General features: G+C 43.1%; 4 protein-coding genes. All 4 read left to right on the top strand.

From position 1 onward, the window contains the following. The first annotated feature begins 419 nt into the window (after nt 1-419). The 4 genes from H6S82_RS14170 (at nt 420) to H6S82_RS33505 (ending at nt 6092) form a co-directional block, all read left to right on the top strand. Nucleotides 420-1082, top strand: coding sequence for a nitroreductase family protein (locus tag H6S82_RS14170; protein ID WP_190461303.1), 663 nt, complete (start codon nt 420-422; stop codon nt 1080-1082). A gap of 255 nt (nt 1083-1337) precedes the next feature. After that, nucleotides 1338-2075 carry a carboxymuconolactone decarboxylase family protein gene (locus H6S82_RS33515; protein WP_242056946.1) on the top strand — a complete coding sequence of 246 codons (738 nt, stop codon included), beginning with the start codon at nt 1338-1340 and terminating at the stop codon, nt 2073-2075. Nucleotides 2076-2113: 38 nt separating this feature from the next. Then, nucleotides 2114-3631: an EthD domain-containing protein gene (locus H6S82_RS33510; RefSeq protein WP_190461301.1), complete on the top strand. Its 1518-nt coding sequence runs from the start codon at nt 2114-2116 to the stop codon at nt 3629-3631. 1 nt (nt 3632) lies between these two features. Beyond that, nucleotides 3633-6092 carry a nuclear transport factor 2 family protein gene (locus tag H6S82_RS33505; protein ID WP_242056945.1) on the top strand — a complete coding sequence of 820 codons (2460 nt, stop codon included), beginning with the start codon at nt 3633-3635 and terminating at the stop codon, nt 6090-6092. Nucleotides 6093-6341: the final 249 nt, after the last annotated feature.

The following is a 6341-nucleotide window of genomic DNA, read 5'->3' as shown; positions in this document are numbered from 1 at the left end:
AACCAGTAAGGAGGTTTTATCTATGGGTGTATCTCGTTGACTGTGTATAAGGTATTTGACAAATAAGCTGCACGCTGAGGAGGAAAAATTTAAATAAGATTAAGTTTCTTGTAATTTATCTTTATACGATATAAAGTAAGAGCTATCAAAGCAAAAGTCTAAGTCTGCATATCAAAAGTGAACTTGTAAATCGGCGGGAAAAGAAATAAAGCAGGAAAAACACACAAAAATTATCTAAATAATGATGTGTGATATGCTTTAAAAAAATGAGCAATAGCGGTCTTGTCAAAACACTAAACAGGCAAATATTATAAGAATAAACAAAAAAATGTAAGGGAGGGTGAATATAAGAAGCTAAAAAACAAGATAAAAGAACTATACCCAAAAGAAAAAAGACACTTAGAAAAGTACCGAGAAAAATGGAACAGAAAACTATACTCGACTTAAAAGACGCGATCGAACAGCGTCGAGCCGCTCTTAGTTTCAGATCCGAACCTATTCCCGAAGCAACTTTATCAGAAATTTTACGCCTTGGACTAATGGCTCCATCAGGCTTTAATTTGCAGCCTTGGCGCTTTATTGTTGTCCGAGAGCAAGAAAATAAAGAAAAGTTAAAAGCTTGTGCTTTTAACCAACGTCAGATTAGCGAAGCGCCAGTAGTTTTAATTTGTTGTGGCGATCGGACTGTAGCCAAACCCGAATATATTGAAACTATAATTAGCATGGGCAAAGAAACAGGAGCGGTAAACGATGGCTACGCTGGCGTAATGCGTCAATCAATTCCCCAATTGTTCGAGTACCATCCCAGCTTTGAGTCGATAGAAGCCTGGACAAACCGCCACACAATGTTAGCCGTCGCGCACATCATGATTGTTGCCAAAAGCTTGGGCGTCGATAGCTGTCCTATGGAAGGATTTGTTGCCGCTCAAGTAAAAGAAATATTCCAAATTCCGACAGAAATTGATGTTTGCTGTTTGCTACCTCTTGGTTACGCAACCGAACCATTCAAACAGTACGGTGGACGTTTTCCCAGCGAGCAAGTATGCTACAGTGAAACCTATGGGCAAACATTAAGGCTCTAAAATTAGAGCGAGCTTCGATTGAGCCGGACTACTTCAAAAATTAGTTTTTTTGTAGCAAGGTGAACAATTGTTTTCAATGGCTTAGAAAAACAGTTTTTTTGAGCTTAAGTTAAATATTGTTTATCATCCTTGCACTAAAAAAAGAAATCTGGCATAGTAAAAAAAATCGGCGATCTTAGTAACAGCCAAGGCTAAACGCAAGCCTATCTGGACTGTGAAAATTTGGTAAAAGCTGTAAATTATAATAACTGTAGGATGATGATGCCATATAAAAATGCAGTTCTCGATGACAAAGACCTGCAAAATAATTTAAAGCGTCTTAACCCAAGATTTGGCGATTTCGTTACTCGTGTGGCGGGAGAAGCTTGGGGTGGGGCATTAATACCACAAAAAACTAAAGCTTTAATCACGATCGCAGTTGATGTTGCCAACCAAAATCACAAAGGCCTCGGCAATCCTTTCGGAGCCCATATAGATATGGCGCTCAAACAAGGAGCCAACCGGGCAGAAATCGAAGAAATCCTTTTGTTTTTATGCGTTTATACTGGATTCAATAAAGTTGCCAGTTGCTTCGGCGCACTAAACGAGTTTTTTGAAAGAGTTAATCTGCAACAGTATCCCACACCAACGACCTCAGAAATGGGAAAAATATCAAACCCAATTTTAGATAACCCAGCACTTCAAGAAAATTTGAAAAGTGTCAACCAACAGTTGGGGGAATTTAGCATTAAAGTGGCAGGTGAAGCTTGGAACCTGCCGTTAATTGATACGAAAACTAAGGCTCTCATAGCAATCGCAGTTGATATTGCTAACCAAGATCATGTAGGTGACAATAATCCTTTTGGACTGCATTTGGATATTGCTTTTGAGAATGGATCTACTGCGGAAGAAATTGAAGAACTACTTTTGTTTTTGTGCGTTTACACCGGATTCAACAAAGCCGCAGTAGGCTTTGGGGCACTCAACGAGTATTTGTCACAAAGGAGAGCTTAAAAAAATTTAGCACTAGAATTGGACAAAGGAAAGCGAAAATGAGTAAGGCTGATTACGCCGCCCGCGATAAAAAAGGAAAAGTAGCCTTCTACGTTCTCCTGTGGAAAAGAAAAGGAATAAGTTTAGAACTTTTCGATGACTACTGGAGAGACGTTCACGGCCCAGTTTGTGCGAGACTGCCAGGTCAATATCAATACTGGCAATTTCATCTAGCTCACAATCAAGGTGGTATTTGGCCGGAAATTAATGGTATAAATTACACAACACCCGCAGAAGATCAATTCGATGGCATTGCCGAACTAACTTTTGAAACAGAACAAGACCGTCAGACATGGTTCAAAGCGGCTGCTATTCTGATGGATGACGAACACAACTTGTTCAGTAAAGCGATCGGTTACAACTCCAGCCCCGGCAATTCCATCACCTATGTTGATAGTATTCCCACAGGAGATCCAAACGGAGCGCTCGGAATTTTGAAGTTCCACGTACCCGTCAAGAAAGCAGATGGCATAAGCGTGCAAGCCTTTCGGGAATACATGAAAAACAGTTTCGCTCCCGCTGTTATCAAGAGCGATTCAGTGCTGAAATTCCGGCTGCACCTGTTTGAGGAAGTAGATAATTCCCGTCCCGATGCTGCTGGAGTATCGCATTACGAACCAGCCGATAAGCAGTATCAAGCATCTTTTGAGATTGCCTTTGCGAATCCTTTGGAAATGGAAACATTCTTTGCTTCCAAAGAGTACGGAGCAGCGATAAAAGATCAGGCAAAGTACATTAAACAAATTTGCCCATTTCCAGAGCGAACTGCTTACACCTTTGTTTACAACAGTCAGATGACTTTGGCCGGTCAACGCAGTTCTACCGTTGCCGAGCTAATCGTAAACATAGGAGCAACAAATCAACTCAAAGAAGATGTAGTTGCTCTCATGCTCGATCAAAAACTTATTGTCTCACAACCAAACGGAGCTAAAAATATGACAGCTAGCACAGGCACAAAACGCATTAATTACTACAAAGATTTGTCAGCGGATTATTCTCGTCCCGGACTGGTTACTCCCTATGTAGCTCAAAAACTCATCGAAGATGCCGAAAAGATCGTCGCGATGAAAGAAAAGACTCTGCCAGAAATCGGCCCTAACTATACCCTCGCACAAATTGAAAAAGAAAATAAAGATTGGTGGCCTACTCACTGCGAAGCATTAAGACAAGGACGCGGCGATATTTTAACAGGTGAATATCGCGAAGACCTGGTTTATTTATGTCAAGATGGCCCGTTTTTTGGCTTGGAACAACAGAAAGAACGGGAAAAACACTGGTGGGCTTTGATTGCCCAGCCTGGAGTAACTATGTGCTGGCCGATCGTCATGTTCAACGGTGAAGTAACCTACTTTGAATGGAAGTGCGTGGACGACGAAACCAACGAAACACTTGCGAAAGGAAATGTCACCTGGGTGCGGCGCGGACACCGAGGTGCGTGCTACCTGAAAACCGAACAATTGACCTTCTACCGCGATGTCTATGCACCTGACTACTTGCTCAAGTTGATCACCACATGAGATGGCAGAGAACAGGAGATATAAAAATGCAGTTCTCGACGATCTAGAACTTCAAGAGGGTTTAAAAACCCTCAATCCGAAGTTTGGCGATTTCGTTACTCGCGTAGCGGGTGAAGCTTGGGGCTTACCGTTAATCAGTCAAAAAACTAAGGCATTAATTACGATCGCAGTTGATGTCGCCAACCAAAATTTAGAAGGCCCGGGCAATCCTTTTGGAGCCCATGTAAACATGGCGCTCCAGCAAGGAGTCACCCGCGAGGAAATCGAAGAACTGTTGTTGTTTTTGTGTGTTTATACCGGTTTTAACAAGGTCGCAAGCGGCTTCGGCGCACTTAACAAGTTTTTTGAGCAAAGAAGCCTTCAACAAAGGACAGCGCCAATGAGAAAAAATGATTTTGCTGCCCGCGATGAAAAAGGAAAAGTAACCTTTTACGTTCTCCTCTGGAAACGCAAAGGGATTACTTTAGAACTTTTCGATAACTATTGGAAAGACGTTCACGGCCCAGTCTGTGCCCGACTGCCAGGTCAGAATCAATACTGGCAGTTTCATCTCGCAAATAATGAAGGGGGTTTGTGGCCGACTGTTGACGGGATAGAACAGAATTGTCCCAACGAAGATCAGTTTAATGGGATAGCCGAACTGACCTTCCAAACAGATGCCGATCGCCAAACTTGGTTCAAAGCTGCGGCCATTCTGATGGATGACGAGCATAACTTATTTAGCAAGGCGATCGGATACAACACCAGCTACGGTAATTCCAAAACCTACGTTGACAGTATCCCAGCAGGAGACCCCAACGGAGACCAAGGGCTGCTCAAGTTCCACGTTCAGGTCAAAAAATCCGATACTGCGAGCGTAGAAGCCTTTCGCCAGTATATGCAAAACAGCTTTGCTCCAGCTGTTGCCAGCAGCGATGCTGTACTCAAATTCCGAATGCACCTGTTTGAGGAAGTAGATAATTCCCGTCCGGATGCCGCCGGTGTCGTTCATTCTGAATCTCCAGAAAAGCAATATCAAGCAGCTTTTGAAATTGCTTTCTCGAATTCTCTGGAAATGGAAAAGTTTTTTGCCTCATCTGAGTACGCTACTGCTACAAAAGAGATGGCAAAATATGTCAAAGGTCTGTATCCATTTCCCCAACGAACGGCTTACACCTTTGTCTACGACGGCAAAATGACTTTAGCAGGACAGCGGAGTTCTAGGGTAGCCGAACTGATTACCAAAATCGGAGCCACCAATCAATTAAAGGAGGACGTAGCTTTTCTGATGACTGGTAAGCTTTCTGCCCCCAATCCTCAGCTCAATGGTAAGTCTGGCTTAGGTCATTACCTGCAAGGCGTGCAACACTTCGGCATCACAGTCGATGATATGGCCAAAGCGATGGAATTTTACATCGACGTGTTAGGCGGTAAAGTCGCTCTTCTTGGCAATGGATTTATCGGCCCGGTGTTGCAAAATAATCTCTTTCAAAAAGAACAAATTGAGGCGATCGAAAAAAATGTCGATCCCAGAAGTTTGGGCGTACCCGATTTGGTTGACGGTTCCAAGGAATCGCTCGATGTCAGGTTCATTTCCTTCGGAAACACGGTGTTAGAGGTGATCCATTTCCGCGATGCCAAATTAACCCCGAACGCCCCTAATGTATTCCAAAAAGTTCCTAGCTGCGTCGGCTATGCAAACGTACCCCATATTTCTTTTCACGTCAAAGATGACGTAAATCTGAATGATTTTGCCAGGATACTGGAAGAGGAATGTCAAAGGCGAGGTTTGACTGAAGTTGTTTGCAACCGCGTTATTCACGTTAAATCTCACGAAGAAAGAAAAAAAGTAGCCCTTAAATATTACGCCAACAAGTTTTGGAACGATCCAGAATACTTTATTGAGGGTTACTCAGATTCAGATTTCGGAGATTTTCACGGCTGGTCATTGTTTTACTGTAAAGGGCCAAACGGGGAACAACTTGAGTTCAATCAAGTAACTCGGACAGCCAAACAAAACTTTATCAGAGCCCAGCAGGAATATAACAACGCCCACGGCACAAATTTCATTTGGCCATCAAGCCCCTTCAAAGAGCAAGCTGCGACAAGCAAAAGTGTCGGCGGTACAATGTCCGATCTGGTGAGGAATCTCTTCATCGTCGGCGAACCGATGAATGTGGATGGCTTCGTGACATTCTTTGCCGATGATGCTCTCTATAAGTTCAGCAATTTCCCTGTAGTGTACGGCCCAAAAGGCATTAAGGAAGCTTCAGCAACACTCGTTTCCAAGGTGAAAGCCGTTCACCACGAGATCCAGGCTATGTGGGAAGTAGGCGATACAGTAATTTGCGAAATGCAAGTAGAATACATCCGTTACGACGGCAAGGTTTTTAAACTTCCCTGCTGCGACACCATCCGCATTAAGAACGGCAAGATTCAAGAAATGTGGGTGTATATGGATATCAATCCGGTTTTCTCATGAAAAGAAAAAATAAAGTTGGGGTTCAAACTGCCCAGCCGATCTAGACCGGGCTCGATCGAACGAACAAAGCTAAGTTGAGTTCCCTAAATCGCAAAGGATAGCAAATCTATGCCAGAAGTTAAGACCGACTACCTGACCGAACAAAAATGGGATTGGCCTCACACGAAGAAATGGCCAAAATTTTCCGGAAAAAGAATAGACATCATCAAACAGATGTTTCTGGCTGGTGAAGCGATCAACGTCAATAAC

Source organism: Planktothrix sp. FACHB-1355 (assembly GCF_014748295.1).
GTDB lineage: Bacteria > Cyanobacteriota > Cyanobacteriia > Cyanobacteriales > Aerosakkonemataceae > Aerosakkonema > Aerosakkonema funiforme_A.
The sequence above is the reverse complement of the archived record's forward strand: the minus strand, read 5'-3'. Positions and strand labels throughout refer to the sequence as shown.

What these genes read in the sequence shown, in the direction of transcription:
- H6S82_RS33505 (WP_242056945.1), top strand. Translation starts at nt 3,633, where the DNA reads ATGGCAGAGAACAGGAGATATAAAAATGCAGTTCTCGACGATCTAGAA.
- H6S82_RS33510 (WP_190461301.1), top strand. Translation starts at nt 2,114, where the DNA reads ATGAGTAAGGCTGATTACGCCGCCCGCGATAAAAAAGGAAAAGTAGCC.
- H6S82_RS33515 (WP_242056946.1), top strand. Translation starts at nt 1,338, where the DNA reads ATGATGATGCCATATAAAAATGCAGTTCTCGATGACAAAGACCTGCAA.
- H6S82_RS14170 (WP_190461303.1), top strand. Translation starts at nt 420, where the DNA reads ATGGAACAGAAAACTATACTCGACTTAAAAGACGCGATCGAACAGCGT.